23 protein-coding genes, 1 tRNA gene and 2 pseudogenes are annotated in these 26910 nt (G+C 53.6%); 14 read left to right on the top strand and 12 right to left on the bottom strand.

Annotation, left to right across the window (positions count from 1 at the left end; translation table 11 throughout):
- Positions 1 to 81 precede the first annotated feature (81 nt).
- Both KGP25_RS19980 and KGP25_RS19975 read right to left on the bottom strand, forming a co-directional pair.
- On the bottom strand, positions 82 to 1515 hold the full coding sequence (locus tag KGP25_RS19980; protein WP_223539530.1) for a 6-phospho-beta-glucosidase: 1434 nt from the start codon (positions 1513 to 1515) through the stop codon (positions 82 to 84).
- 116 nt (positions 1516 to 1631) lie between these two features.
- Complete coding sequence (locus tag KGP25_RS19975) at positions 1632 to 2363, bottom strand: MurR/RpiR family transcriptional regulator (RefSeq protein WP_223540586.1); 732 nt, start codon at positions 2361 to 2363, stop codon at positions 1632 to 1634.
- Between the two features lie 266 nt (positions 2364 to 2629).
- Between KGP25_RS19975 and KGP25_RS19970 the strand changes: the two genes are divergently transcribed.
- On the top strand, positions 2630 to 3289 hold the full coding sequence (locus tag KGP25_RS19970) for a hemolysin III family protein (protein ID WP_223539529.1): 660 nt from the start codon (positions 2630 to 2632) through the stop codon (positions 3287 to 3289).
- A gap of 84 nt (positions 3290 to 3373) precedes the next feature.
- Here KGP25_RS19970 and ygfZ read toward each other — a convergent pair whose 3' ends face one another.
- Positions 3374 to 4354, bottom strand: coding sequence for a tRNA-modifying protein YgfZ (ygfZ, locus tag KGP25_RS19965; protein ID WP_045909913.1), 981 nt, complete (start codon positions 4352 to 4354; stop codon positions 3374 to 3376).
- A 294-nt stretch (positions 4355 to 4648) separates the two neighbouring features.
- Between ygfZ and sdhE the strand changes: the two genes are divergently transcribed.
- Together sdhE and KGP25_RS19955 are read left to right on the top strand one after the other, a co-directional pair.
- Entirely contained in the window at positions 4649 to 4915 is a 267-nt protein-coding gene (gene sdhE, locus KGP25_RS19960) for an FAD assembly factor SdhE (RefSeq protein WP_006178375.1), read from the top strand.
- Positions 4896 to 5306, top strand: coding sequence for a protein YgfX (locus tag KGP25_RS19955; RefSeq protein ID WP_021242050.1), 411 nt, complete (start codon positions 4896 to 4898; stop codon positions 5304 to 5306). The genes sdhE and KGP25_RS19955 overlap by 20 nt, the downstream gene beginning before the upstream one ends.
- A gap of 6 nt (positions 5307 to 5312) precedes the next feature.
- On the opposite strand, the gene fldB is transcribed toward KGP25_RS19955, so the two are convergent.
- Positions 5313 to 5834: a flavodoxin FldB gene (gene fldB, locus KGP25_RS19950; protein ID WP_045909912.1), complete on the bottom strand. Its 522-nt coding sequence runs from the start codon at positions 5832 to 5834 to the stop codon at positions 5313 to 5315.
- Positions 5835 to 5935: 101 nt separating this feature from the next.
- On the opposite strand from fldB, the gene xerD reads away from it, so the two are divergent.
- From xerD to lysS, 5 genes are all read left to right on the top strand, one after another.
- The gene (gene xerD, locus KGP25_RS19945; RefSeq protein ID WP_008499709.1) at positions 5936 to 6832 is read left to right on the top strand and encodes a site-specific tyrosine recombinase XerD; all 897 of its coding nucleotides are present in this window, start codon (positions 5936 to 5938) and stop codon (positions 6830 to 6832) included.
- 28 nt (positions 6833 to 6860) lie between these two features.
- A complete protein-coding gene (gene dsbC, locus KGP25_RS19940) occupies positions 6861 to 7574 on the top strand; it encodes a bifunctional protein-disulfide isomerase/oxidoreductase DsbC (RefSeq protein ID WP_023333302.1) in 714 nt (237 codons plus the stop codon).
- A gap of 5 nt (positions 7575 to 7579) precedes the next feature.
- Positions 7580 to 9313: a single-stranded-DNA-specific exonuclease RecJ gene (gene recJ / locus KGP25_RS19935; protein WP_223539528.1), complete on the top strand. Its 1734-nt coding sequence runs from the start codon at positions 7580 to 7582 to the stop codon at positions 9311 to 9313.
- Between the two features lie 90 nt (positions 9314 to 9403).
- A protein-coding gene (gene prfB / locus KGP25_RS19930; RefSeq protein WP_095908218.1) for a peptide chain release factor 2 occupies positions 9404 to 10502 on the top strand; the annotation gives its coding sequence in 2 pieces (ribosomal slippage) (positions 9404 to 9478 and positions 9480 to 10502; 1098 coding nt in all).
- Positions 10503 to 10511: 9 nt separating this feature from the next.
- Positions 10512 to 12029, top strand: coding sequence for a lysine--tRNA ligase (gene lysS, locus KGP25_RS19925; RefSeq protein WP_021242046.1), 1518 nt, complete (start codon positions 10512 to 10514; stop codon positions 12027 to 12029).
- A gap of 38 nt (positions 12030 to 12067) precedes the next feature.
- Here the strand turns inward: lysS and idi are convergent, their stop codons facing one another.
- Positions 12068 to 12610, bottom strand: coding sequence for an isopentenyl-diphosphate Delta-isomerase (idi, locus tag KGP25_RS19920; RefSeq protein ID WP_039265495.1), 543 nt, complete (start codon positions 12608 to 12610; stop codon positions 12068 to 12070).
- A 163-nt stretch (positions 12611 to 12773) separates the two neighbouring features.
- On the opposite strand from idi, the gene actS reads away from it, so the two are divergent.
- The 3 genes from actS to KGP25_RS19905 all read left to right on the top strand — a co-directional run bounded on the left by actS (position 12774) and on the right by KGP25_RS19905 (position 14581).
- Positions 12774 to 13517, top strand: coding sequence for an amidase activator ActS (gene actS, locus KGP25_RS19915; protein ID WP_048029126.1), 744 nt, complete (start codon positions 12774 to 12776; stop codon positions 13515 to 13517).
- 80 nt (positions 13518 to 13597) lie between these two features.
- Positions 13598 to 13671: transfer RNA gene (locus KGP25_RS19910), tRNA-Gly, on the top strand.
- A gap of 595 nt (positions 13672 to 14266) precedes the next feature.
- Entirely contained in the window at positions 14267 to 14581 is a 315-nt protein-coding gene (locus KGP25_RS19905) for a hypothetical protein (RefSeq protein ID WP_015673660.1), read from the top strand.
- Here KGP25_RS19905 and KGP25_RS19900 read toward each other — a convergent pair.
- Both KGP25_RS19900 and KGP25_RS19895 read right to left on the bottom strand, forming a co-directional pair.
- Complete coding sequence (locus tag KGP25_RS19900; RefSeq protein ID WP_223539527.1) at positions 14578 to 15384, bottom strand: DUF4225 domain-containing protein; 807 nt, start codon at positions 15382 to 15384, stop codon at positions 14578 to 14580. The two genes, KGP25_RS19905 and KGP25_RS19900, sit on opposite strands and share 4 nt — an antisense overlap.
- Positions 15385 to 15857: 473 nt before the next feature.
- Positions 15858 to 16235: pseudogene (locus KGP25_RS19895) on the bottom strand (DDE-type integrase/transposase/recombinase); the annotation flags it as partial.
- 531 nt (positions 16236 to 16766) lie between these two features.
- Between KGP25_RS19895 and KGP25_RS19890 the strand changes: the two are divergent.
- The 3 genes and pseudogenes from KGP25_RS19890 to KGP25_RS19880 all read left to right on the top strand — a co-directional run.
- Positions 16767 to 18404, top strand: a complete 1638-nt coding sequence (locus KGP25_RS19890) for an AAA family ATPase (protein ID WP_223539526.1) — start codon at positions 16767 to 16769, stop codon at positions 18402 to 18404.
- A complete protein-coding gene (locus KGP25_RS19885; RefSeq protein WP_223539525.1) occupies positions 18388 to 19464 on the top strand; it encodes a hypothetical protein in 1077 nt (358 codons plus the stop codon). Before KGP25_RS19890 ends, KGP25_RS19885 begins: the two co-directional genes overlap by 17 nt.
- Before the next feature lie 485 nt (positions 19465 to 19949).
- Positions 19950 to 20206: pseudogene (locus KGP25_RS19880) on the top strand (integrase); the annotation flags it as partial.
- Positions 20207 to 20355: 149 nt separating this feature from the next.
- Here KGP25_RS19880 and KGP25_RS19875 read toward each other — a convergent pair.
- The 5 genes from KGP25_RS19875 to KGP25_RS19855 all read right to left on the bottom strand — a co-directional run bounded on the left by KGP25_RS19875 (position 20356) and on the right by KGP25_RS19855 (position 26845).
- Positions 20356 to 21426, bottom strand: a complete 1071-nt coding sequence (locus KGP25_RS19875) for an ABC transporter ATP-binding protein (protein WP_021242036.1) — start codon at positions 21424 to 21426, stop codon at positions 20356 to 20358.
- A complete protein-coding gene (locus tag KGP25_RS19870) occupies positions 21419 to 23188 on the bottom strand; it encodes an iron ABC transporter permease (RefSeq protein WP_023294491.1) in 1770 nt (589 codons plus the stop codon). The genes KGP25_RS19875 and KGP25_RS19870 overlap by 8 nt, the downstream gene beginning before the upstream one ends.
- 80 nt (positions 23189 to 23268) lie before the next feature.
- Positions 23269 to 24357: an ABC transporter substrate-binding protein gene (locus KGP25_RS19865; RefSeq protein WP_048224731.1), complete on the bottom strand. Its 1089-nt coding sequence runs from the start codon at positions 24355 to 24357 to the stop codon at positions 23269 to 23271.
- 168 nt (positions 24358 to 24525) lie between these two features.
- Positions 24526 to 25221: a response regulator gene (locus KGP25_RS19860; RefSeq protein ID WP_223539524.1), complete on the bottom strand. Its 696-nt coding sequence runs from the start codon at positions 25219 to 25221 to the stop codon at positions 24526 to 24528.
- Complete coding sequence (locus tag KGP25_RS19855) at positions 25205 to 26845, bottom strand: sensor histidine kinase (RefSeq protein WP_045909905.1); 1641 nt, start codon at positions 26843 to 26845, stop codon at positions 25205 to 25207. The genes KGP25_RS19860 and KGP25_RS19855 overlap by 17 nt, the downstream gene beginning before the upstream one ends.
- Positions 26846 to 26910 lie beyond the last annotated feature (65 nt).

Raw genomic sequence — 26910 nt, 5'->3', positions numbered from 1 at the left:
CTCACCCTAACCCTCTCCCCAAAGGGGAGAGGGGATCAATCGTAGGCCGGTGCAAGCGTAGCGCCGCCCGGCGTTACGGCGTTAAAGTTTCTCGCCGTTGCTGGCAATCACGCCTTTATACCACTCGAAGCTCTTCTTACGGGAACGGGACATGTCGCCCGTGCCGTCGTCGTGCTTGTTCACGTAGATAAAGCCGTAGCGCTTGCTGTACTGGCCGGTGGTGAACGACACGCAGTCGATGCAGCCCCACGGCGTATAGCCCATCAGATCCACGCCATCGTGGGTGACGGCCTTGATCATCTCTTCCACGTGGGCACGCAGGTAGTCGATGCGATAGTCATCGTTAATGCTGCCGTCTTCTTCCACCTTGTCGTAGGCGCCGAATCCGTTTTCCACGATAAACAGCGGCTTCTGGTAACGCTCGTACAGTTCGCACAGGGAATAGCGCAGGCCTACCGGGTCAATCTGCCAGCCCCAGTCGGAGGCCTTCACGTGCGGGTTCGGTACGCTGCCTTCGAAACCGGAAATGGCATCGCCGGTACCGCCTTCCGCCTTCACCGCGTTGGTCATGTAATAGCTGAAGCCTAAGTAGTCGCAGGTGCCTTCACGCAGGATCTGCTCGTCATCCGCTTCCATTTTAATGGAAAACCCGCGGCGCTCCCATTCGTTCAGCACGTAGGACGGGTAGTAGCCGCGCAGCTGGACGTCGGTAAAGACGTAGCGCTCGCGCATTGATTCCTGGGCGAACATCACGTCTTCCGGTTTGCAGGAGAACGGATAGAGCGCCACCATCGCCAGCATGCAGCCGACTTTCATCTCCGGATTGATGCGGCGCGCGGCTTTCACCGCAAGGACGCTGGCCACAAACTGGTGGTGCAGGACCTGATACATGGTCTCTTCCGGATTTTCATGTTCGGTATAGACCACGCCCGAGCAGCAGTAGCCGAACAGCGGCGCGCGCCAGTTACGCTGGTTGTTGATTTCGTTGAAGGTCATCCAGTATTTGACCTTGTTTTTGTAGCGCTCGAAGACCACTTCCGCGAAGCGTACAAAGAAATCGACCACTTTACGGTTGGTCCAGCTACCGTACTCCTTCACCAGGTGCAGCGGCATTTCGAAGTGGGAGAGGGTGATCACCGGTTCGATGTTGTATTTCAGCAGCTCATCGAACATGTCGTCGTAAAACTTCAGCCCTTCTTCGTTTGGCTGCGTTTCGTCACCGTTCGGGAAGATACGCGTCCAGGCAATAGACGTGCGGAAACACTTGAAGCCCATCTCGGCAAACAGCTTGATGTCTTCTTTGTAATGGCCGTGGAAATCAATCGCCTCATGATTGGGATAATATTTCCCCGGCACCACGTCCTGCGTGATTTCGCGCGGCACGCCGTGTGCGCCGCCGGTTAATACGTCGCAAATGCTTGGCCCTTTGCCGCCTTTGTTCCAGCCGCCTTCAACCTGGTGAGCGGCAACCGCGCCACCCCATAAAAAATCTTTTGGTAAGGTCAATTTTTTCATCGGTGCTATTCTCAATAAATGGCTTATTGGCATCGAGTCTAGCAAAGCGAAATTAAATGTCACGATATAACAATTTACGGTAAATGTGATTTGTCACATCAAAAAAACAGGGTGTTTTATTCTGCAAGTTTCTTCGCCAGCTTACGACCGAGAGATTCCAGAATATAGATGACGGGAATTTGCGTGGTGATATCGTAGACGCCCGCAATACGCGTCTGGGGAACGTGCCAGGAGAGATTAAAGTCGGCCAGTTTTGCGAGACGCGAGTGCTCGTGGCTGGTAATGGAGAGCACCTTGCAGTGATGCAGGCTAAACTGGCTGGCGAAGCGCAGGATCTCCTCGGTCTCACCCGAGACGGAGAGCACAATCGCCAGCGCATTTTTCGCCATGTCATTGGTGACCGGGAAATAAGGGTCATCAATATGGTTACTGAATTTTCCGATATTAGAAAAGAAACGTGCGCCATATTTTGCCAGCGAGCCTGACGTTCCTGCGCCGACAAATATAATGCGTTCCGACGATAAAATAATATCGACCGCATCATCTAGTAACGTGTCGAACTCTTCATTATTTACGCTTTTAAAGAAGCTGATAATTTCGCTGGCGCCGAAGTTCGCCTGCTGGGGCTCGTTCTGTTCAAGATAAAGCTTAAAGCGTACGCGAAACTCCGAGTAGCCTTCGCAGTTAAGCTTGCGGCAAAAGCGCAGGATAGTGGTCGTCGAGACACCCGCTGCATCCGCCAGCTCGCGGATGGTCATGTACATGACTTTGTCACGGTTTTTAATGACATAGTTGTAGACCATCATCTCCAGGTTATTGAGACTGGCAATGGCGGAGTGGGTAAACATACTCACAATGGCATAACTCTTATTCAGACCTCATGTATCCATCATAACATGCGGCCAGACGGCAGGATCCATTTTTATGCTCTTGATTCTTAATGGTTAAATTTTAATGTGAACAAATGTTAGGTGAAAAATTCATTTATGCCTATGATTTTTAGGTATAAATCACTGAAGTGAAATTATTTTAGCTAACAGGTGTTCACTGGAATCATTCTCAGTTAGCATAGTGATGCGATGAATAATCATCTTTTGTTTTCCCGGAGTTTTGTATGGTGAGTAGACCATTAATCGCACAGGGATATTCGCTGGCTGAGGAAATAGCCAACAGCATCAGCCACGGCATTGGCCTGGTGTTTGGGATTGTCGGTTTAGTATTATTGCTGGTGCAGGCGGTCGATACCAATGCCAGCGCGATGGCTATTACCAGCTACAGCCTGTATGGCGGGAGCATGATCCTGCTATTTCTGGCCTCGACGCTGTATCACGCGATCCCGCATCAGCGGGCCAAGATGTGGCTTAAGAAGTTTGACCACTGCGCTATCTACCTTCTTATTGCAGGCACCTACACGCCGTTTCTGCTGGTGGGGCTCAACTCACCGCTGTCGCGCGGCCTGATGATTGTTATCTGGAGCCTGGCGCTACTCGGGATCCTGTTTAAGCTCACCATTGCGCACCGGTTTAAGGTGCTGTCGCTGGTCACCTATCTGACCATGGGCTGGCTGTCGCTGATCGTGGTGTACCAGCTGGCAATCAAACTGTCGATAGGGGGCGTCACGCTTCTGGCCTTAGGCGGCGTGGTGTATTCGCTCGGCGTCATTTTCTACGTCTGCAAGCGGATTCCGTACAACCATGCCATCTGGCACGGCTTTGTGCTGGGCGGCAGCGTGTGCCACTTTTTGGCGATTTATTTGTATGTGGGGCAGGCGTAGTTTTTTGTCGGGTGGCGGTTTCGCCTTACCCGACCTACGGGATAAGTAGGCCCGGTAAGCGCAGGGCCACCGGGCGATACAGCATCACTCTTCCAGTGAATAGGGCAGAGGCTCGATGCTCAGTGTGTTCACATCGTCACGCACGCGGAACACGCTGTCCGCTTCCATGTCGTTGTTCATAACGGCCTGCACCAGAAGACGTCCATCATCCAGCTGTACGGCGGCTAATACGGTGCCGGTACGGCGCCAGTTTTCACCCATCTTCAGCTCTAAATCTTCCCCTGCTTCAGGTACGCGGCTGGCATGGCCCGCGAGTGTCCATAACGCGCGTTTGTTTGCCCCGCGGAATTTTGCTCGTGCGACCATCTCCTGGCCGGTGTAGCAGCCTTTTTTAAAGCTGATGCCGCCCAGCGCCTGCAGGTTCGTTGCCTGAGGAATAAACTGCGCGCTGTTTGCGGCGTCAATGATCGGCAGACCCGCTTCGATGTTCAGCGCCAGCCACTGCTGACTGTTGTTAAGCTGCGCTTCGCCGCGCAGCGCCTCGGTGACGCGCTCGGCGGTTTCAGCATCGGTGACTAACAGAAAACGCTCAGCCGGGTGTTCAAACCACAGGATAGAGGTGGCACCTTCGCTGACGAGCTGCTTTTCGGCATCCGGCAGTTCGCTGAACAGATTTTTCAGCGCCGCACGCGCCTGGAAGCCTGCCACACCCAGCAGGACATGTTCGTCGTCCGGGGCGATAGTGACTTTGGAGAAGACCGCGTATTTTTTCAGCTCTTTGAGCTGGGCGTCACGCAGGCTGCGGCGCTCAATAAAGGCAAAACCGTCCTGACGGCGGAACAGACGTAGGTTGCTCCACATTTTGCCTTTTGGGTCGCAATGGGCGGCCAGCAGGTGCTGGTGTTCGGTCATCTGACTGACGTCGGCGGTCACCTGGCCCTGCAGATATTTTTCGGCGTCGGCACCGGTGAGCGTCGCCAGCGCCCAGTCATCAAGAGAAATAAGCGTCAGCGGCAGACGCGCAGAGGCGGCGGGCTGGCGAGGAGAAAATGGTGTAAAGGCCATAACGATATCCTGAATTGCTTAACGCTTTGATAATGCCTAATGGTAAAAGAGCCTGCAGGCAATGCAAGCGCTTTCAACAGGCCATTTGTGCCATAAACCGGTTGTGCGTAATACCACGCAAAATAATGTAATCCGCTGTCTTTGTAGGGATTATTCTGGAAGCCTGCTCGTCGATCGCAATATTCCAGTAATGAAACGCTCAAAAACACGTTACACTAGCTGGTGTCCCCGTAGAGAAATAAAGAATACTGAATGGGGTACCGACTGTGCCAAACGTAATGCAGGAAACTGAACATGGATATTAACAACAAGGCCCGTATTCACTGGGCGTGCCGTCGCGGCATGCGTGAACTTGATATTTCCATCATGCCTTTCTTCGAATATGAGTATGACACCTTAAGCGACGATGATAAGCGTCTGTTTGTTCGCCTGCTTGAGTCTGACGATCCGGATTTATTCAACTGGCTGATGAACCACGGCAAACCCGCCGACACCGAGTTGCAACGGATGGTGCAATTAATTCAAACACGGAATCGGGAACGTGGTCCTGTGGCAATCTGATCTTCGCGTTTCGTGGCGCTCGCAGTGGATGTCTTTGTTGCTCCACGGCCTGGTTGCGGCCTTTGTGTTACTGATGCCGTGGCCGCTGAGCTATACGCCGCTGTGGCTGCTGTTACTCTCGTTTGTCGTGTTTGACAGCGTACGCAGCCAGCGTCGCATTAATGCCCGTCAGGGAGAGATCAAGCTACTGATGGATTCCCGCCTGCGCTGGCAGGGAAAAGAGTGGGATATTCTCGGTATGCCCTGGATGCTCAACTGCGGCATGATGTTACGGTTACGCAAGGTGGACGGCGGGCGTTGCCAGCATCTTTGGCTGGCGGCTGACAGTATGGATGCTGCCGAGTGGCGAGACCTGCGCCGGATGCTGTTGCAACAGACGACGCAGGGGTAATAGGCGTTAGCTAAACTTTTCTGCCATTTCGCCCAGAATCTGCTCGCACCAGTTTTGCAGGCGTTCATCGCTAAGATCGTACTGGTTGGTTTCATCCAGCGCGAGCCCAACAAACAGCTCGCCGTCGGCAATAATCGGCTTTTTACTGGTGAACTCGTAACCTTCGGTTGGCCAGTAGCCGATGAACGACACCCCTTTCGGCGCCAGCTTGTCGTGCAGCATGCCGAGCGCGTCCAGGAACCACTCCCCGTAACCCAGCTGATCTCCCATCCCGTACATGGCAACAATCTTGCCGTCGAGATTGACTGAATCGAGTTGATCCCAGATGGCTTCCCAGTCTTCCTGTATCTCACCAAAGTCCCAGGTTGGGATGCCGAGGATCAGCACATCGTACTGTTCCATCAGCGCGACCGCGTCATCTTTCAGGTTATGCAACGTCACCAGTTCCGGGCCAATGATGTCGCGAATTTTCTCTGCCGCCATTTCGGTGTAGCAGGTGCTGGAACCATAGAACAGACCAATATTCATCGCGTAACTATCTCAATTCTTGCGTTGACTTTGCGCGTAGTGTACCAGAAACAGGTCACAATCAGGCATAATGACCTGACTGCAGAATCAAAGGGGCTGATGTGGAAAAGGATCTCGCACTCGTTGAACAGTTTCTCGACGCGCTGTGGCTGGAAAAAAATCTGGCCGAGAATACGCTCAGCGCCTATCGGCGCGATCTTACCATGCTGGTGGAGTGGCTGGCCCGTCGGCAGCTCTCGCTGGCGAGCGCGCAAAGCGACGACCTGCAGGCGCTGCTCGGTGAACGTGTAGAAGGGGGCTACAAAGCGACCAGTTCTGCGCGCTTGCTCAGCGCCATGCGTCGGCTGTTCCAGCATCTCTACCGTGAGAAGATCCGCGAAGACGATCCCAGCGCGCTGCTGGCATCCCCAAAACTTCCGCAGCGGCTGCCGAAAGATCTCAGCGAAGCACAAGTTGAGAGATTATTACAGTCACCGGCAGTTGACCTGCCGCTGGAGTTACGCGATAAAGCCATGCTTGAGCTATTGTATGCTACCGGCCTGCGCGTTTCGGAACTGGTTGGCCTGACGATGAGCGACATCAGCCTGCGTCAGGGCGTGGTGCGCGTCATCGGTAAAGGAAACAAGGAAAGGCTGGTTCCGCTGGGCGAAGAGGCGGTTTACTGGCTGGAAACGTATCTGGAGCACGGTCGCCCGTGGCTGCTCAACGGCGCATCTATCGACGTTCTGTTTCCGAGCCAGCGCGCACAGCAGATGACGCGGCAAACGTTCTGGCATCGCATCAAGCATTACGCCACACTGGCCGGTATCGACAGTGAAAAGCTTTCGCCGCACGTATTGCGTCATGCCTTCGCGACGCATCTGCTCAACCACGGCGCGGATTTACGCGTGGTGCAGATGCTGCTGGGACATAGCGATCTTTCCACGACGCAAATTTACACCCATGTCGCGACGGAACGCCTGCGGCAGCTACACCAACAGCACCACCCTCGTGCGTGAGTGCCGACGAATTGTAACAGGATCAACTATGAAAAAGAGTTTCGCGCTGTTCACCCTGCTGGCAGCCTCCTTTACCGGTTTCGCCCATGCTGACGACGCCGCTATCAAACAGTCGCTCGCTAAGCTTGGCGTCACCGGCAGCGATATTCAGCCAGCACCGGTCGCTGGGATGAAAACGGTACTGACCAACAGCGGCGTGCTGTACGTCACCGAAGACGGAAAACACATTATTCAGGGGCCAATGTACGACGTGAGCGGCGCGCAGCCGGTCAACGTGACCAACCAGCTGCTGATGAAAAACCTGAACGCGCTCGAAAAAGAGATGATCGTTTATAAGGCGGCGCAGGAAAAACACGTCATTACCGTCTTCACCGACATCACCTGCGGCTACTGCCACAAGCTGCATGAAGAGATGAAAGATTACAACGCGCTGGGTATTACCGTGCGCTATCTGGCCTTCCCGCGCGCGGGCGTACAGAGCCAGCCAGAGCAGGACATGAAGGCCATCTGGTGTGCGAAAGACCGCAACAAAGCCTTTGATGATGCGATGAGCGGAAAAGAGGTTAAGCCAGCCTCCTGCGATATCGACATTGCTAACCACTACGCGCTGGGCGTGCAGTTTGGCGTGAGCGGTACGCCAGCAATTGTCCTGAGCAACGGGTATGTCGTTCCGGGCTATCAGGGACCAAAAGAGATGAAAGAGTTCCTCGACGCGCACCAGAAACAGGTTAGTGGTAAATAATCCGCGTGAAAGCCCCGATAAAATTGCGCCGCCGCGAGGCGGTTGAACCGGTTGATTTACCGGACGATCTCCCGCCGCTGCTGAAGCGCCTCTACGCCAGCCGCGGCGTGCGTCGCGCTGAAGATCTTGAACGCAGCGTGAAAGGGATGCTGCCCTGGCAGCAACTGAACGGCATCGAAAAAGCCACTGAAATGCTCTACAACGCCCTGCGTGAGAACACGCGTATTGTGGTAGTAGGGGATTTCGACGCCGACGGCGCCACCAGCACCGCGCTGAGCGTGCTCAGCCTGCGCGCGCTGGGCTGCGATAACGTTACGTATCTGGTGCCGAACCGTTTTGAAGACGGCTACGGCCTCAGCCCGGAAGTGGTCGATCAGGCCCACGCCCGCGGTGCGCAGATGATCATGACCGTCGATAACGGGATCTCTTCCCATGCGGGGGTCGATCATGCCCACGCGCTGGGGATCCCGGTGCTGGTTACCGATCACCATCTCCCCGGTGAAACGCTGCCTGCCGCCGAGGCGATTATTAACCCCAACCTGCGCGACTGTGATTTTCCGTCGAAATCCCTTGCGGGCGTAGGCGTGGCGTTTTATCTGATGCTGGCGCTGCGTACCTTGTTACGCGACAAGGGCTGGTTCGAATCCCGCGGTATTGCCGTACCGAACCTGGCCGAATATCTCGATCTGGTGGCACTGGGTACCGTCGCTGACGTGGTCCCGCTCGATACCAATAACCGTATTTTGACCTGGCAGGGCTTAAGCCGTATTCGGGCAGGCAAGTGCCGTCCGGGGATCAAGGCGCTGCTGGAAATCGCCAACCGCGACCCGCTCAAGCTGGCGGCAAGCGATTTGGGCTTTGCCCTTGGGCCGCGCCTGAACGCGGCCGGAAGACTGGACGATATGTCCGTTGGCGTCGCGCTGCTACTGTGCGACAACATCGGTGAAGCGCGCGTGCTGGCCAACGAGCTGGACGCCCTGAACCAGACACGTAAAGAGATTGAGCAGGGGATGCAGGCCGAAGCGCTGACCCTGTTTGAAAAACTGGAGCGCAGCGGCGATACGCTGCCGGGCGGCCTGGCGATGTACCATCCCGAGTGGCATCAGGGCGTGGTCGGCATTCTGGCGTCGCGCATCAAAGAGCGCTTCCACCGCCCGGTGATCGCCTTCGCCCCCGCGGGCGACGGCACGCTGAAAGGCTCTGGCCGCTCGATTCAGGGTCTGCACATGCGCGACGCGCTGGAGCGTCTCGATACGCTGTATCCGGGCCTGATGATCAAGTTCGGCGGCCATGCGATGGCGGCTGGCCTGTCGCTGGAAGAGGCGAAATTCGACGAGTTCCAGCGCCTGTTCGGCGAGCTGGTCACCGACTGGATTGACCCGGCCCTGCTGCAGGGTGAAGTGGTGTCCGATGGCGAGCTTTCACCGCTTGAGATGACGATGGACGTGGCGCAAATGCTCCGCGATGCCGGTCCATGGGGGCAGATGTTCCCGGAGCCGTTGTTCGACGGCCGTTTCCGCCTGCTGCAGCAACGCATCGTCGGCGAACGTCATCTGAAGGTGATGGTTGAGCCGGTCGGCGGCGGCCCGCTGCTGGACGGTATTGCCTTTAACGTTGACACGGCGGTATGGCCGGACAACGGCGTACGCGAGGTCGAGCTGGCGTACAAACTGGACATCAACGAGTTTCGCGGTAACCGCACCCTTCAGATCATCATCGACAATATCTGGCCAATTTAGCGGCAGTAATCTCTATAAAAAAGGGCGTGGATTCGGTACAATCCCGCTCTTATCACCGCATTTTGACAAGTCCATAAAAGAAAACAGACCATGTTTGAAATTAATCCGGTAAAAAACCGTATTCAGGACCTCACGGAGCGCTCTGACGTTCTTAGGGGGTATCTTTGACTACGATGCCAAGAAAGAGCGTCTTGAAGAAGTAAACGCCGAGCTGGAACAGCCGGACGTCTGGAACGAACCTGAACGCGCACAGGCGCTGGGTAAAGAGCGTTCCTCTCTCGAAGCTATCGTAGATACGCTGGATCAAATGGCCCAGGGGCTGGAAGATGTTTCCGGTTTGCTGGAGCTGGCCGTCGAAGCCGACGACGAAGAAACCTTTAACGAAGCCGTAGCAGAACTCGACGTGCTGGAAGAGAAGCTGGCGCAGCTTGAATTCCGTCGCATGTTCTCCGGCGAATACGACAGCGCTGACTGCTATCTCGATATTCAGGCAGGTTCTGGCGGTACCGAAGCGCAGGACTGGGCCAGCATGCTGATGCGTATGTATCTGCGCTGGGCCGAAGCGCGCGGCTTTAAAACTGAAATTATCGAAGAGTCTGAAGGTGAAGTGGCCGGTATTAAATCCGTCACCATCAAGATCATCGGTGATTACGCCTACGGCTGGCTGCGCACTGAAACCGGCGTTCACCGCCTGGTGCGTAAGAGCCCGTTCGACTCCGGCGGCCGTCGTCATACCTCCTTCAGCTCCGCGTTTGTTTACCCGGAAGTTGATGAAGATATCGATATCGAAATCAACCCGGCGGACCTGCGTATCGACGTTTATCGCGCATCCGGCGCGGGCGGCCAGCACGTTAACCGTACGGAATCGGCGGTGCGTATTACCCACATTCCAACCGGGCTGGTAACGCAATGCCAGAACGACCGTTCCCAGCATAAGAACAAAGACCAGGCCATGAAGCAGATGAAAGCGAAGCTTTATGAGCTGGAGATGCAGAAGAAAAATGCTGAGAAACAGGCGATGGAAGACAACAAGTCTGACATCGGCTGGGGCAGCCAGATCCGTTCTTACGTCCTTGATGACTCCCGCATCAAAGACCTGCGTACCGGGGTTGAAACCCGTAACACGCAGGCGGTGCTGGACGGCAGCCTGGACCAATTTATCGAAGCAAGTTTGAAAGCAGGGTTATGAGGAACCAACATGTCTGAACAACAAGCACAGGGCGCTGACGCGGTAGTCGATCTTAACAACGAACTGAAAACCCGCCGCGAGAAGCTGGCAGCGCTGCGCGAGCAGGGCGTGCCGTTCCCGAACGATTTTCGTCGTGACCACACCTCAGACCAACTGCACGCTGACTTCGACGCGAAAGAGAACGAAGAGCTGGAAGCGCTGAACGTTGAAGTGGCCGTTGCGGGCCGCATGATGACCCGTCGTATCATGGGTAAAGCCTCCTTCGTGACCCTGCAGGACGTTGGCGGCCGTATTCAGCTGTACGTTTCCCGTGACGATCTGCCGGAAGGCATCTACAACGAGCAGTTCAAGAAGTGGGACCTGGGCGATATCCTGGGCGCAAAAGGTAAACTGTTCAAAACCAAAACCGGTGAACTGTCTATCCACTGCACCGAGCTGCGTCTGCTGACCAAAGCCCTGCGCCCGCTGCCGGACAAATTCCACGGCCTGCAGGATCAGGAAGCGCGCTACCGTCAGCGCTACCTGGATCTCATCTCTAACGATGAATCCCGCAAGACCTTCAAAATTCGCTCCCAGATTATGGCCGGTATCCGCCAGTTCATGGTGAACCGCGACTTTATGGAAGTGGAAACCCCGATGATGCAGGTGATCCCTGGCGGCGCGTCTGCGCGTCCGTTCATCACCCATCACAACGCCCTGGACCTGGACATGTACCTGCGTATCGCGCCGGAACTGTACCTGAAGCGTCTGGTGGTTGGTGGTTTTGACCGCGTGTTCGAGATCAACCGTAACTTCCGTAACGAAGGTATCTCCGTTCGTCATAACCCAGAGTTCACCATGATGGAACTCTATATGGCGTATGCGGATTACAAAGATCTGATCGAGCTGACCGAATCCCTGTTCCGTACGCTGGCGCAGGATATTCTGGGCACCACGCAAGTTCCTTACGGTGAAGAAGTCTTCGACTTCGGCAAGCCGTTCGAAAAACTGACCATGCGCGAAGCGATCAAGAAATACCGTCCGGAAACCAACATGGCCGATCTGGATAACTTCGATTCTGCGAAAGCGATCGCCGAAAGCATCGGTATCAAGGTTGAGAAGAGCTGGGGTCTGGGCCGTATCGTGACCGAGATCTTCGAAGAAGTGGCCGAAGCGCACCTGATTCAGCCGACCTTCATCACCGAATACCCGGCGGAAGTCTCTCCGCTGGCGCGTCGTAATGACCAGAATCCGGAGATCACTGACCGCTTCGAATTCTTCATCGGCGGCCGTGAAATCGGCAACGGCTTTAGCGAGCTGAACGATGCGGAAGACCAGGCTCAGCGCTTCCAGGATCAGGTTGATGCGAAAGCGGCAGGCGACGACGAAGCGATGTTCTTCGACGAAGACTACGTGACCGCGCTGGAGCACGGCCTGCCGCCAACGGCGGGTCTGGGGATTGGTATCGACCGTATGGTGATGCTGTTCACCAACAGCCACACCATCCGCGACGTGATCCTGTTCCCGGCGATGCGCCCGGTGAAGTAAGGCGTTAAGATGTAAAAAAAGCCCCGAAAGGGGCTTTTTTATTGCGCCGCGAAGGCTTTGAGTTTTTCGCGGGCGGTTGTCGCTTCCATGACCATCCACGGGCTAAAGGCCCAGGGCGTCGCGTCCAGCGCGCGGAATAGAGCGTCCAGCTCAACCCACTGATAGTCCATCACTTCATCTTCGTTTATCGTCACGTCATTGGTGATGCGGGCGGCGAATACCGGGCAAATTTCGTTTTCCACGATCCCGGACGGGTCGGTTTCCCGATAGCGAAATTCAGGGGCGACGGCGGTGATATCGGTCAGTTCTGCGCCCACTTCAAAGCGGCAGCGGCGGATTATCGCCTGGACTGTTTCTTCACCTGACTGCGGGTGGCCGCACACGGAGTTGGTCCAGACGCCGGGCCAGGCTTTTTTGCTTAAGGCGCGTCGGGTGATCAGACACTCGCCTTTTGCGTTAAAAAGCCAGGAAGAGAACGCCAGATGCAGCGGGGTATGTAACGTGTGCGCGGCATATTTTTCCTGAGTGCCAATCACCATTCCCTGGTCGTTTACCAAAATAACGTGTTCTTGAATACTCATTGATGCTCCAGTGCCAAATTGCCGAGTGGTTCAGCACCATCAGCCGAAGCATTATACTGCATTCTTATACGAACGGTTTGGCTCGTAGAGCGGAAAAGGGCATGACCCCTGTTCGTTTTGGCTGTTATCATAGTGCGCCATTCACGCTGACCGAGGATCTGTTTTGTTTGCAGGAAGCCTGACGAGAAAACCCCTTACCGCTATTGTTTGCCTGACGCTGACGCTATTACTGGCGGGCTGTTCAGGGAGCAAATCTTCGGATACGGGAAGCTATTCCGGTTCGGTCTACACCGTCAAACGCGGGGACACCCTGTACCGGATTTCGCGCGCAACGGGAACCAGCGTGAAGGATCTGGCGCGGCTGAATAACCTCTCGCCGCCCTACACCATCGAGGTGGGGCAGCAGCTGAAGGTTAGCGGCGGATCGTCCGCGGGTAAAAAGTCCTCTTCGAAAGGCAAAACCGCCAAAGTGACGCCGTCCTATCAGGTGCCGCAATCGTCATGGCCGCCGGTTGGACAGCGCTGCTGGATTTGGCCTGCCAGCGGTAAAGTGGTCGCCCCTTACTCACTCTCTGAAGGTGGCAACAAGGGTATTGATATCGCCGCTGCGCGCGGTACGCCGGTTTATGCCTCCGGGGCCGGGAAGGTGGTTTACGTCGGTAACCAGCTGCGTGGCTACGGTAACCTGATCATGATTAAGCATGGCGAAGACTACATCACGGCCTATGCGCACAACGACACGATGCTGGTCAACAACGGGCAGAACGTCAAAGCCGGGCAGAAGATTGCCACCATGGGCAGCACCGGTACGGATTCAGTGAAGCTGCATTTCCAGATCCGCTATAAGGCGACGGCCATCGATCCGCAGCGCTATCTTCCTGCGCCCGGCAGCAAACCGAAGTGCTAAGTGATTATTTAATCGCCGGTTAGTTTTGAAGAGGCTTGTATGAAGGTGCGTAAGGTCTATAATGCCTTACGCACCTCAAAGCGGGCGTAGTTCAATGGTAGAACGAGAGCTTCCCAAGCTCTATACGAGGGTTCGATTCCCTTCGCCCGCTCCAATCTCCTGACAAATCAACAAGTTATTATTTATCAGTCAGTTACGTTGCCCGCTTTAGCAGGTACAACTTAAACTACCCATTGTTCTACGCCCGCACCTGTCGCGTGATTGGTCTGTGGTACAAGGGAGCACATCATCACGCTGGCGGTGGTTCCAGGTTCTTACCGCGACAGCAAAACAACGAACAAAAAGCCGCATATCTGGCATAACTCCCGAACAGATTGATCATACGCATTTAAGCCCGATGTGCGGCCTTGTGGCTGCGTAAACAGGTGTATAGTGGTAAACGTACCTGCACACGATATGCAGGCCCTTCCAGCGCTTCGCTCACGCTCCGAAAGGTACACGAGCACCCTGATAAGGTGTGATCCCTCTGACAATCTGATTTGGTCACTGGTGACTTTCGCAAAGCGAAACCAACTAGGTTGGCCTGATGCAGTCGCTATGCTCCGCTTGTTGCTTGTACCACTAACGGGGCTTTATGGCTTCTATTGTCTGAAATCTAATACATTGCACAAACATCAAGTGGATTACTGTAAAGTTCATCTCTATGATTATGTGTGCCATTGCCAGTTAAGAAATGCGGAGAGGACAATATGGATGTTACTGATGAGGCTTTGTTGAGTTCTGGCTTTACACCATCGGATTTGAAGAAGATAAAGAACAACGTTGAAAGCTATGGTGGAACGTTGGGGAATGCAATCAGGGACCTGGCCAGGCGATTTATTCTTGCCGTGTGGGTTGTATCCGGTTGCCTTGCTGTATTCATTTTTCTTGTGATGTTCGCATCTGAGCAGAGTGTTTTCTCTGGTGCTATTGGCCTTTCTTGTGGCGCAGCGGTTGCAATTTTTATACAACCGCCTGTACTTGCTTATAAATCTTGGCGATTCTGTAGAGCGAACAAATCTTAATTAGTACTGTTATCAGTAGCCAGAAGATCAAAAATGACTTTCGCTTTGACACCATATCCAGCGATTTTCATCGTTAGCTTAGGCTTGCTCATTGTGTCAACTTTTCGGTAGTAATCACGCGGCAGCCAACGGAATAATCGCCAAGCTCCGGGTTTCCTTGCTAAGCCGAAGATACTATAGACACTCGTCCCTAGAGTCACCGTATTATAAAGAGCTAATCCACTTTTTGGGCTAAACCCCATAAATTGTGCGGTCTCCATTGCGCCATCAGCAAAAATTCCTTCCGATTTGGATTGTTCACCATAGCGAAGATGGCTTGCTTCTTTTGTTATACCGTTAATACCATCAACAAATAAAACTGCTCCTGCAAGAACTCCAACAGGGGTCATAGTGGACATCATAACCATCCCACCAAATAATGCTGCTCCAGATACCACTATATGAATTGCCGAAATCACGTATCCGACGATTTTATTGTTTTCCCTGACAAACTCGACCTTTGCATAAAGTTGGGCGGCTCTGGTTCTTAACAAGCGTTCTTGTTCTTGCAGATTATCTGTTTCGGCACGCAGATTTTTGATGCATGCAATGCATTCTTCATCGGTTTTGGCCCGTAGCGCAGTTTCAAATTCTTTCTCTACGACCTGCCTTATCTCTTCGACAAACTTGATACGTGTTATCCCATCTTGCAAATAGAATGCTGATAGCCGATTTGCAGTTTCGACGAGTTTCCGGGCTTCCAGATTTACCATGGTATCTGACCATGTTCTGTTCCACCCCCTGTTGAGCAGCGCAATATCCATTAAAGACTCCATCCCAAAATGTGTCTGGTCATTTTACGTGCAATAAGGTCGAAGACAACAGGAAGTACTTTCACAACCCGCCCCCGTAGGTGTCCCGTTGCTTTATCCTTCCAGTTTACATTCTCCTGTTCAAAATATCCCCGGCTCTGTTGGTGATCTGCTAGACCGTCAGCCCTGGCCCTCGGTGAAAAGCACTTTTCTGCGCCAAATATCGCTACGTGATGCCTTCAGCGACACGCCTCACTGCAACAAGCAGTGCAGTTACACAATGGTGCTTTGGGCTGACGCAAGGGAGATAACTTGATGTTTTGAAGTGCACCTGTTCACTAATTGTACGGCTATTTAATATATTCTTTGTTATGCGTACTAATTTTGTAACTGCAATATTCTGATGTCACTTTTAAACCATTTAGTGATGTCACTTTTTCTGGCATAAAGTATCCAGCCTTTGTGTCATGGAGACATTTGGATTTGTCGTACAGTATTTTCCGCGGCACGCCGCCAAAGAAGCTGAACGCATTAGGGTGACAGGTTTCCAGCGTGTCGAAGCGCATATTGTCGGTGAACTCGATGTACAGCATTCTGCTGTACCCCAGAACGGCAACGAACAAATGAAGCGGGGATTTGCCGTTCCGCATGGTCCCCCAATCGACCTGCATCTGCCGTCCGGGCTCGGTTTCGAAGCGAACAACAGGCTCAGGCTCCTGAGGTATGGCAAAGGAACGTATGAACTCTCTCAGGATGGTCATACCACCACGATAGCCCTGTTCCATGATTTCGCGAGCGATAACCGTTGCTGGAATTTTATAAGGGTGGGCATCAGCGATGCGTTGGCGAATATAGTCCCGGTATCCGCCCGGACCACCTCCCGAATTTTGTATATTCTCTTCCTGATGCGTTCTTTTTTACGTGAACTGAAGAACGATTCGGTGAGAGAATTGACGCGCCTGTGTCAGTCGCAGACATCTGACACGGGTGAGGTCCGATACGATCCATAGATAGCGTTCACGGACGGTATCGCGTTTTGGTACCGCAGGGTCTTTTTGTCCGATAGGCCTTCGCCTGTCCATCTGTCAACACTGACTTTTGTTTGCGGATCACTACACATCAGCACAAGGGGCTAACTGGCACGTGCCCAACCTTATCGTCAGGTGAGCGCTGATCCCTGCCACGACTACAAATGAGACATAAGAAGACTACCTGTTTTTGATTTGTCTGGGGAGCAAGAAAGTGGTATTGATTATCATCAGATAATGGCCTTAGCGTCTTCAATATCGTATTGCATAAATGATGCAGCTCTTACAGGTTCTATATTTATAGCAATAACACCATGACTGTCGAAATGACGAGTCTAATTTAACTTAAAGTGGTTGGAAGCCAAGATGAAACTGTGTTTTTTGTGGGTGGATCGTTTTAAAAATCTTGCTAATTTATCCGCCAGTTTCTGCAGTGAATATCAGTATGCCTTTGACAGCGAAAAAAAACAGTTAACACGTTTCGCAAAGCCCCCATTGCCTGATAGCCGTCTGCTCGAACCACACCTTTCACATATCTCCGGTGTGCTGGGTGCCAATGGTACGGGTAAAACAACGCTTCTGGAACTCATTTGCTTAGTCACCAAAGCGAAAGACGATCTCAACAGTAATTACATTCTGATTTACGAGAGTGAAGGCGAGCTTTTTTATTATTCCTCTGAGGACAGCAATAAAAACCTGATATCGTCATTTGAGATTCAGCACAGTCATGGTGCCTCTCATTTGGAGCAATTGAATGTTATTTTCTTCTCCAATGTTTATGATGACGGTTTTTTAAACTTAGGATCTCCTATCAAAGATATTTCCGTTAACCGGCAGGCAAGGTATTTTGGGAAAGAAGAAAATGACAAAAGCAAGTTTATTCAGGATCTCGATTTCATAAAATCTGATGCATTCCGCTATCTGCGCTATCCTTCCCCGCGTCGGGCATCAGTCAAAATTGACCCTCAGTTCTGGTCGCGATATACGAACAGAGATCTGAATCATGAAGATAACAGCGTTATTCGAAAACTTCGGGATATATACTCTATTAAACGAAGGGCCAGAATAAGTGTAAAAGAACATGCCTGCGTGGTCATCAAACTGGGGGTATTAGCTCGAATTTATGTCGATTTTTATTCGGATGCATCTGTAAGCAACATATTTCAGAAAAATTTGTCCGATGAGGATGACTTTACACCTGACCTAGACCTGTTAATGATAAAGCTTATTAAGGGTTTTGAAAATGATCATCCTTCGGTGGCAAATATGCTTTCCTTGTTACGAAATATTGACGAGATGTTTGAAATGGTCAATTTGAAAGAGGAACGTCGCTATCGTAATTATCAGATTAATTTCACGATCGCTTTAAAGAGAAATAATTTGTCGGCATTTGAGGGAATAGTGGCTTTAGTCCATATTATCCCCAGGGCGAATATGCAATGGGCGGAACTGAGCTCAGGGCAAAGAGCCTATGTTAATCTTTTCAGCTCCGTCTGGAATGCCCTTGCCGACAGCAGAGATACTGATGCACTGGTCTGTATTGACGAAGGAGATCTCTATTTACACCCTCAGCTTCAGGTTGAATTTATTGAAAAGCTGGTCCGGGTCATGCCTCATCTGACGCATAAAGAAATGCAGATAATCGTCACGACGCACTCACCGCTGCTGGTGACGGATTTACCCGGCCAGTGTCTGACAGTGCTGACAAAAGATAAAAACGGTCTGACTCAGGCGAAGCAGGGTGGAAAAACGTTTGGCGCCAACCTTTATGATATTTACCGGAATACCTTTCAATTAGATAATCAACGCACAGGCAACCTGTCGCAAGATTATATGACCAGCATTATCCGGTTACTGGACAAGGAGGTACTCATGGATGCAGATATTGTCGACCTGACTGCTTCGCTCAATATCATTGGAGATAAACTGCTGCGGTATCATATCGAGAAGAAACTGAATGCTTATCAACAACAAGCTGGCATAATGGGTGGCCAGTATGATTAGTATAAGACATCATTTATCGAATTCATTTTACGATCCTGATACGGTTCTGAATGAGAAGGCGCAGGCCGTCTGGCGCTATCTTAATAAGGAGAACGTGGTGGGGGCAGGTGCCGTGCGGGGTAAATCCATCACAAAGCGGGCCCAGGAATTCCTGACTATTGTCGAAAGTCACGAACATACATGTCACTATTCCAGACCCGCAGCCCGTCGTCACAGCGCGCTCATGAAGGCTCTGCTGAATGACGGAACACTGGAAAAACTGATCACTTCCGGCCCGCGAGAACTCGACGCCCTTGCAGATACACTTTCTCCAATCCTGGCCAATGCTGACTTCGAGAAATGCGGGACTCATGTCGCCTTTTCTGAATTGCTGCAAAATAAAGTTTTCAACTATAAAGCCTACCGTGATTCGGATTTTTGTTCCTCTTTATACATTGAACTGAAATTCACCACTGTAACCTGCCCATATTGCAATGAATATCCGGTCAAGGTCATACTGCGTTCAAAAGGCAAGGACAAGAAACCCATCCTGCATTTTGACCTGGACCATTTCTATCCCAAGAATAAATACCCTTTTCTGGCGTTGTCTTTTTATAATCATATTCCCAGCTGTAAATATTGTAACAGTCTGCATAAGCAGGCTCGGCCTTTTACAATAAGGACGCATACTCATCCGTATCTTGATAACTTCGACAGTCTGTCCTCATTTTCGTACAGCCATGGGGCCCTGATTGGACGCGATGTTAATTCAGTCAGCATTAACAATACTACCCCAAATGCGCTTAATTTGTGTGGTGACCTTAAACTTGAAGAACGCTATCAGCAGAATATTGGCTACGCAAAAATCAATCAACTGGTCCGTATCCTGGCTGACAATGCAGACCTGTTTATTGACGAAGAGGAGGAGAGTGTCACGACTGAATTCTTGCACCTGAAAATGAGGCTCACCGATTTCGGACTGACGCATGATGCCAGCCGCATTATGGAACAACCCTGGAGTAAAATGCAGCGCGACCTGGTTAAATTCTTTGATGTAAACAATATCATACTCAGGAAATAACAACGCCCAGTTCACCTTACGTTCAGAAAGCCGTTTTCTTCTGACCCCTTCGGCTGCACCGAGGGGGACAGTCGCTCAGGCATCTCCGGTAACTCTACCGGGCGTATTGCCATTCCTGAATGAGGATCGCTTTTTAACCCCCGCGAGCCGATGGCCAGTATTTCACTATCCCGACAAACATGGCGGGTATCTCAGACAGCCGGCAGACCGCTAACTCACGTACCACCGGTGCCGCCATGGCCAATAGACTCCGAACATGCGTAAGAGTGGAGACACTGGAAAGCTGTGTTCATCCCATTTGCCTAGTCTGGAAATGAAGAAAACTACTTTACTTATTAAAATGTACCTTTGAAAAGTAGACTCTCTGCGGTACGCTTTCCGGAATCATTCACCTCGATTTTTCACGCAGCGCGCCGGAGGACTTCCGCCCCGGACGAGCCCTGAATGTCCTGATACCCGATGATGATCCTGCGCTTAACCTGTCGCTGGCTGTCATTCTGCCCAATGAGAATTTCATGCCGATGCTGCCCGGAGGTAAAGACCCGGTTAATCCTGCCCGGTCCTACCTGCTTTCCCTCAACTTTGCCCGCAGTTGGCTGACTAGGGCCTCGTTCCTCGGTATTGTTGCCGGCATGCTCGGAGCCGCTTCCCTGAGTCCTACAGCTGGGGCAGCCTGCGGCGCCATTACGTAATGGCCGTCACGAAACTCCTGCGCGATACCGGCCGTGCCACTGCCACCATCTGCGGCAGCCTAGGTATTCCGCAATCTCAGTAAACCAGGCAAGTGCAGACGTTGCTGACAACGGAAAAGTAACATTTGAGAGGTAGATTGCATGCTCTCACTCTGTCAAAGCAAAAAAGGCCGCATCCCGCAGCCTTTTCCTCTTAAATTCACCCTTTCGGAAACACCCACACATGCTTCTCCGGCAGCGAAAGATGGCAGTGCTGCGGATCCCGCACCTCATGCCCATACGCGCGAATGACAAAATCATCCCCCACCGTGCGGAACAGGTACTCCCAGCGGTCGCCGAGATACATGCTGGTGAGCAGCGGTAGCTCAAGCTGATTTTCCCCTGGCCCCTCGACCACCGCCACGCGCTCGACGCGGATCACCGCCGTGGCGTCAGCGCCACTCTGCACGCCTTCACCGGCCTGGCCCCACAGCACCCAGCCTTTGCCTTCGATACGCGCTCTGCCGTCGCGCACTTCGGTGACCTTGCCGTGCAGGCGATTGTTGCTGCCCATAAACTCGGCGGTAAACAGCGTCTTCGGCGAGCCGTACATCTCCTGCGGCGTGCCCTGTTGCTCAATTTTGCCGTTGTTGAGCAGCAGGATGCGGTCGGAAATGGACATCGCTTCGTTCTGGTCGTGCGTCACCATCAGCGCGGATAGCCCGAGCTTGATAATCAGCTCGCGCAGGAACACGCGGGCCTCTTCGCGCAGCTTGGCGTCGAGGTTGGAAAGCGGCTCGTCCAGCAAAATCACCGGCGGGTTGTACACCAGCGCGCGGCCAATCGCCACGCGCTGCTGCTGCCCGCCGGAGAGCTGGTGCGGGTGACGTTTGCCAAGATGGCCCAGGCCAAGCTGGTCCAGCACGTCCTGCACGCGCTGCTGGATCTCTTTGGCCGGGACTTTGCGCAGCTTGAGCGGATAGGCCACGTTCTCAAACACGGTTTTGTGCGGCCACAGGGCATAGGACTGGAATACCAGCCCCAGGTTACGCTCTTCCGCCGGGACCTCACTGCGCGGCGTGCCGTCGTAAACTTTATTGTTGCCAATCACAATCGACCCCTGGGTCGGTTTTTCCAGACCCGCGACGGCGCGGAGCAGGGTGGTTTTGCCGCTGCCGGAGGGGCCTAACAGGGAGACCACTTCGCCGCGCTTCAGGTTCATGGAGACACCTTTTAAAACAGGATTGTCGCCGTAGGTTAAGTGCAGATCGTCAACCGCTAATTCAATCATGTATTTTCACTCCGAAACGAAGGGCAATGCCCAGACCTACCACGACAAGCAGGATGTTAATGAAAGAGAGCGCCGCCACGATATCGATGGCACCCGCGGCCCAGAGGGAAACCAGCATCGAGCCGATGGTTTCCGTGCCGGGCGAAAGCAGATACACACCCGTTGAGTATTCGCGCTCAAAGATCAGGAACATCAGCAGCCATGAACCGATAAGACCGTAGCGGGAGAGCGGAATGGTGACGTGGCGGGTGATCTGCCCGCGCGTCGCCCCGGTGCTGCGCGCCGCCTCTTCAAGCTCCGGCCCTACCTGCAGCAGCGTGGAAGAGATAAGCCTCAGCCCGTAAGCCATCCACACCACGGTATAGGCCAGCCAGACGCTGAAAATGGTGCTGCGCAGCGAACGCAGCCAGACGATGACGTTTTCACGCATCCAGTCGGTCCAGGCAAACCCGGAAAGCCAGCCGGATTTCAGCGAGTTATCCAGCCACATCGGCAGGAACAGGAACACCCACAGGAACGCCAGACCCGCCAGCAGGCCAGGCACGGCGCGCGGCACCAGCACGCTGTAGTCCAGGAAACGCGTGGTGTTATCCGGCTTGCGGTGCATGGCAATGCCGACAAACAGGTAGCACACCACGGCCAGCGCGCCGCCAATGACGCCAATCGCCATGGAGTTGACGATGGCGCGCAGCAGGTTGGGCTGCGCCCAGATGGTGCGGAAGGTGTTCAGAGAAAGCTCGTCCCACAGCGAAACGCCCACGCCCCAGTTGGAGATAAACGCGCGCAGCACCACGCCGAGCAGCGGAACGCCGATGGTAACGGTGAGCCAGAAGGCAATCACCGCGCCAGCCACCCAGCGCCATTTACCCAGCGGTAGCGCGCGGGCCTGCGAGGCCTTGCCCTTCATGGTGACGAAGCGGTTGGCAGTACGCATCAGGCGACGCTGGAGCATCACCAGCGGGATTGTGATGCAGATCAGCACCACGGCAACCGCCGCCATCAGGTTATAGGATGGGGTACCCATCTTGTTCGTCAGCTTATAGAGATAGGTCGCCAGCACCATGTTGCCTTCCGGGTCGCCGAGGACCAGCATCAGGCCGAACACTTCCAGCCCGAGGAAGAACAGCAGCACGGTGGCGTAGAGAATGGACGGGCGCACCATCGGCAGGCTGACGGAGGTCATCACCTGCCAGGGCGACGCGCCCGCGGTGCGCGCGGCTTCTTCCACGTCCGAGCCCACGCTGCGCAGCGCTGACGAGATATACAGATAGGCGTGCGGGACGTGCGTCAGGCCGGCTATGACCACAATGCTCGACATGTCGTAGATGTTCCACGGCACAAAGCCAATCAGCGCCTCAGCCCACTGGGAGAGAAAACCCACCGGACCGGCGGCCACCACGTAGCCGAAGCCCAGCACCATCGGTGAAACGAAAATCGGGACCAGGATCAGCGGCTCAATCAGCCGGCGACCGGGCAGGTCGGTACGCACCATCAGAAACGCCAGCACGCCGCCCAGCGGGATAGAGATAAAGACCAGCCCGAAAGCGAGAATAAACCCGCTTTTCAGGGCCTTATAAAAATCGGGGTCGGTGAAAATAAAATCAAATGATTCAAAGCTCCACTCTTTTGACGGCGAAAAGAACGGCGCGGACAGGAAGCTCTGGATCACGATAAACGACAGCGGCGTGTAGATAACCAGGGCGGTTATCAGCACGACGATGCCTCGCGGCAGGCTTTGCCACTTTCTGCGTAATGTATTCATGGGGTATCCCTGGTATTGCAGCCCAGAAAAACGAACTCAGTCGATAAGGGAGCGCGGCGGCCAGCGCCGCGCTCAGACGCTTATTTACCGGCGGCGGTACGCCACTCTTTGATGTACTCGAGGCGTTTTTTCGGCTGCAGGTATTCCAGCAGCGTTTCATCAACCGGGATCGGCTTCAGCGCGTTGCCGAGGATTTTGGTCAGGCCGTCGATATCGTTCTTGCCTTCGATATCGTTACGAATGGAGGGGATGTCCGCCTGATTGGCCAGAATGTTTTGCCCTTGTTCAGACAGCACATAGTCCAGCCACAGCTTCGCGGCATTGCTGTTTTGCGATTGCTGGCTGATGAACGACACGCGCGACAGCACCAGGGTGTAATCCTTCGGATAGGAGATGCCGAGTGACGGATCGTTCTTCGCACGCGCTTCCGCATAAGAACCGAGGATGTTGAAGCCGATCAGGTTTTCACCGGAGGAGACGCGCTCCATCATGGTGCCGGTAGACGACTGCACCGACAGGCCACCTTTAGCGACGTCGGCCAGGGTCTTAAAGTAGTTCGGATCGGCGTTGTGATCCTGCACCGAAAGCATAAAGCCCAGACCCGATTTTTCGATATCGTAGGTGGTGACTTTGTTCTTGAATTTGTCCGTCTGGCTGGCGATAAGCTTCGCCAGCGCGGCGTGAGAATCCGGCACGTCGCCAGCCGGGATCAGACGCTTGTTGTAGATAAAGACCACCGGCTCATAGGTGGTGCCGTAGGCCTTATCTTTCCAGACCGCCCATTTCGGCAGCTGGCTTTGCTCCGGAGATTTGTACTCCATGGCGTAGTCGGTGGCGAGCTTCAGGCCGGTGTCCATCGAGGAGCTCCAGACCACGTCGCCGCTCACGCCGCCGGAAGCCTGTTCGCTAATGAAACGGTTGTACAGCTCGGTGCTGTTCATGTCGTTGTATTCGACTTTAATGCCCGGGTAGGTTTTTTCGAAGCCCTGGATCAGCGGCCCGGCAGCTTTGATGTCGGTGGTGGAATAGATGACAACCTTGCCCTCTTTCGTGGCGGCATCAACCACTTTTTGATACTCAGCAGGATAACCCTGCGGCAGGGCAGACAGTGCAGAAGCAGAGAACAGTACGGTAGCGGTAAGCAGAGAAATTCGGAACGTGTTCGACATTATAGTTAACCTTTTAGTTACATTTTAGGAACTAATTGTCAACATAGCGTAAAGCGCGCCTCCGACAATAGGGAGGCGAGGGCAATGATTCCGAAGTGTGATTGTCGCCGTCGTTTCAGCAATTAACACCATAAAATCCGCGAACGTTAGCCAACGAACGGTTGCGGATCACGGTTTATCGGGGGCTTTGCGGTATAACCGGCGAGGATGACCAATATTGCCGTACAGCATTTCAACGCTGATTAACCCGCTTTCCACGCAGTATTCGAGATAGCGGCGCCCCGTGGTTTTGCTGATCCCCACGTTTTCCACCACCTCCTCAACCGACATCGCGCTGTCGGGATGCTCGGCGAACAGGCGTTTAATGCGTTCCAGCGTCTGGGGCTCAATGCCCTTTGTGGACGGCGTAACGGAGGCTTCCGCGGCAGGCAGATGAAACAGGCGATCCAGCGCATGCTGGTCGACCACCTTCACCTGCTGCACGGTGTGGATGAAGCGCATAAACCGCTCCAGCGAGGCGTGCAGGCGCTGGAAAAAGACGGGCTTGATGAGGTAATCAAACGCGCCGCTGCGCATGGCGTGGCTGCAGGTCTGCATATCGCTGGCGGCGGTGATGAAGATCACCGAACACTCATAGCTTTTCAGCAGCGGGTTATCGATGAGCTCCACGCCTTTACCGTCCGGAAGATAGTTGTCCAGCAGGATAAGCCGCGGCTGATGCTGACGAATCAGGCTACATGCCTGCTCAATCGACGCGGCGATACCCACCACGCGTAAATGAAAATTCTGCTTGATATACTCGCGATGCAGCTCCGCCAGGTGCGGCTCATCTTCAACGATCACAACATCAAGTGCTCGGGTCATGCTTTAGCCCATTCGGAATAAACACAGAAAAAATAGTCCCTTGTGGCGTGTTGTCGGCAATCTCAATGCTGCCGCCAGCCTTATCGATATATCCTGCCACCAGATACAGGCCAATACCGTGCTCGGTGCCCACAATGTCGTTTTCACGTTCCGGTTTGCTGCTGAATCCCTGGCGGAAAATATGCGGCTTCATCGCATCCTCCACCCCACAGCCCCGGTCGGCCACCTCGATCAGCAGCTCCTGGTTACGGTCAGAAATGTAGAGTTCCACCGGCGCGGGGACCGGAGCCTTAAGGGTCGCGTCCACCGCGTTATCCAGCAGGTTACCAATAATGGACATCAGCTCCGTTTCGTTGAGCGTGGCAGGCATGCGGGTGAGCTGGCAGGCGGGGTCAAACAGCAGCTCAATGCCTTTTTCGCGCGCACTGACGTATTTTCCAAGCAGCAGACCACACAGCGCGGGAGAGGAAAAACGGGCGGAGACGAAGTCCAGCACCCGCTGCGCGCCTTCGGACTGCACCTGGATGTAACGAATCGCCTCGTCATAGTGTTTCATCTGCAGCAAGCCCACCAGCGTGGCGGTCCAGTTCAGTTGCTCGTGGCGCATAATGCGCAGGTTATCGGCATAGCGCTTGATCTGACTGAGCTGGCTGCTGAGGGTGTTGATGTCATTTTTGTCGCGAAAGCTGTAGACCCAGCCGCTTTCAACGCCGGGTTCGACCTCAATCGCCACCCGGTTGACGATCACCTCGCGCTGGTTCAGCACGGCAATCTGGTCGTGGCGGCCAGCGCTCACCGAGGCGTAGCGCTGGGATAAAAAGCCCGGCGACGTCTGCAGAACGTCTTCCAGCGGTTTGCCGATCAGCGCTTTCTCACTTTGCCGAATATCCAGCATTTCTCGTGCGGCGCGGTTAATTAAAATCAGCTGCTTCTCTTCATTGACGGCAAATACCCCCTCATACATGGCTTCTAATAGCGCGCGCTGCTGCAAAACCAGCTGAGCGATATCTTTCGGCTCCAGTCGGAACATCTGTTTTTTGAGATTGCGGGTAAACAGCCAGGAGAACATAAACAGCAGCAGCAGAAGAGCCGCGCCGTACAGCCCGGACTGCCAGAGAATGCGGGCATTAATATTGGCAATATAGGAGGTCAGATAGCCGACCGAGACAATACCAATCACCTGGTGCTGCGCGTTAAAGATCGGCGCTTTGCTGCGCAGTGAAACCCCAATCCCGCCCTGGCGCACGGAAATAATGGTTTTGCCCTTTAATACCTCCGCATTATCTCCGCCGATCATCGGTAAATTAATCCGCTCCGGGGATTCCGAATGATAGAGGTGCTGTTCCTCGGTATCGCCAATCACAATGTAGCTGGCATCGCTTTCGGCGCGCAGCGGCTGGATTAACCGGGCGATGCCGGGGATATCTCTGGCCGCAACCATTGCCGCCAGACCCGGCATCAGCGCGATCTGGCTGGCCTGAACCCGGGCACGCTGGCCGAGATCGTGATGGAGCTGCCGGTCAATAAAATGAAACAGGATCGTTCCCAGCAGAACTAACAGCAGGCAAGAGAAGCACACCAGCGCTAAAAATAGCTTTACCTGAAAAGAGAGTCTGCGTTTCATTCAACCTGCGGATGTTATGTAAAAGTGACATTTGCCGAGCCTGACATGGGCAAATAGCGGACGCA

The sequence above is a fragment of the Enterobacter sp. JBIWA003 genome (genome assembly GCF_019968825.1).
Classification (GTDB): domain Bacteria; phylum Pseudomonadota; class Gammaproteobacteria; order Enterobacterales; family Enterobacteriaceae; genus Enterobacter; species Enterobacter quasiroggenkampii.
The sequence above is the reverse complement of the archived record's forward strand: the minus strand, read 5'-3'. Positions and strand labels throughout refer to the sequence as shown.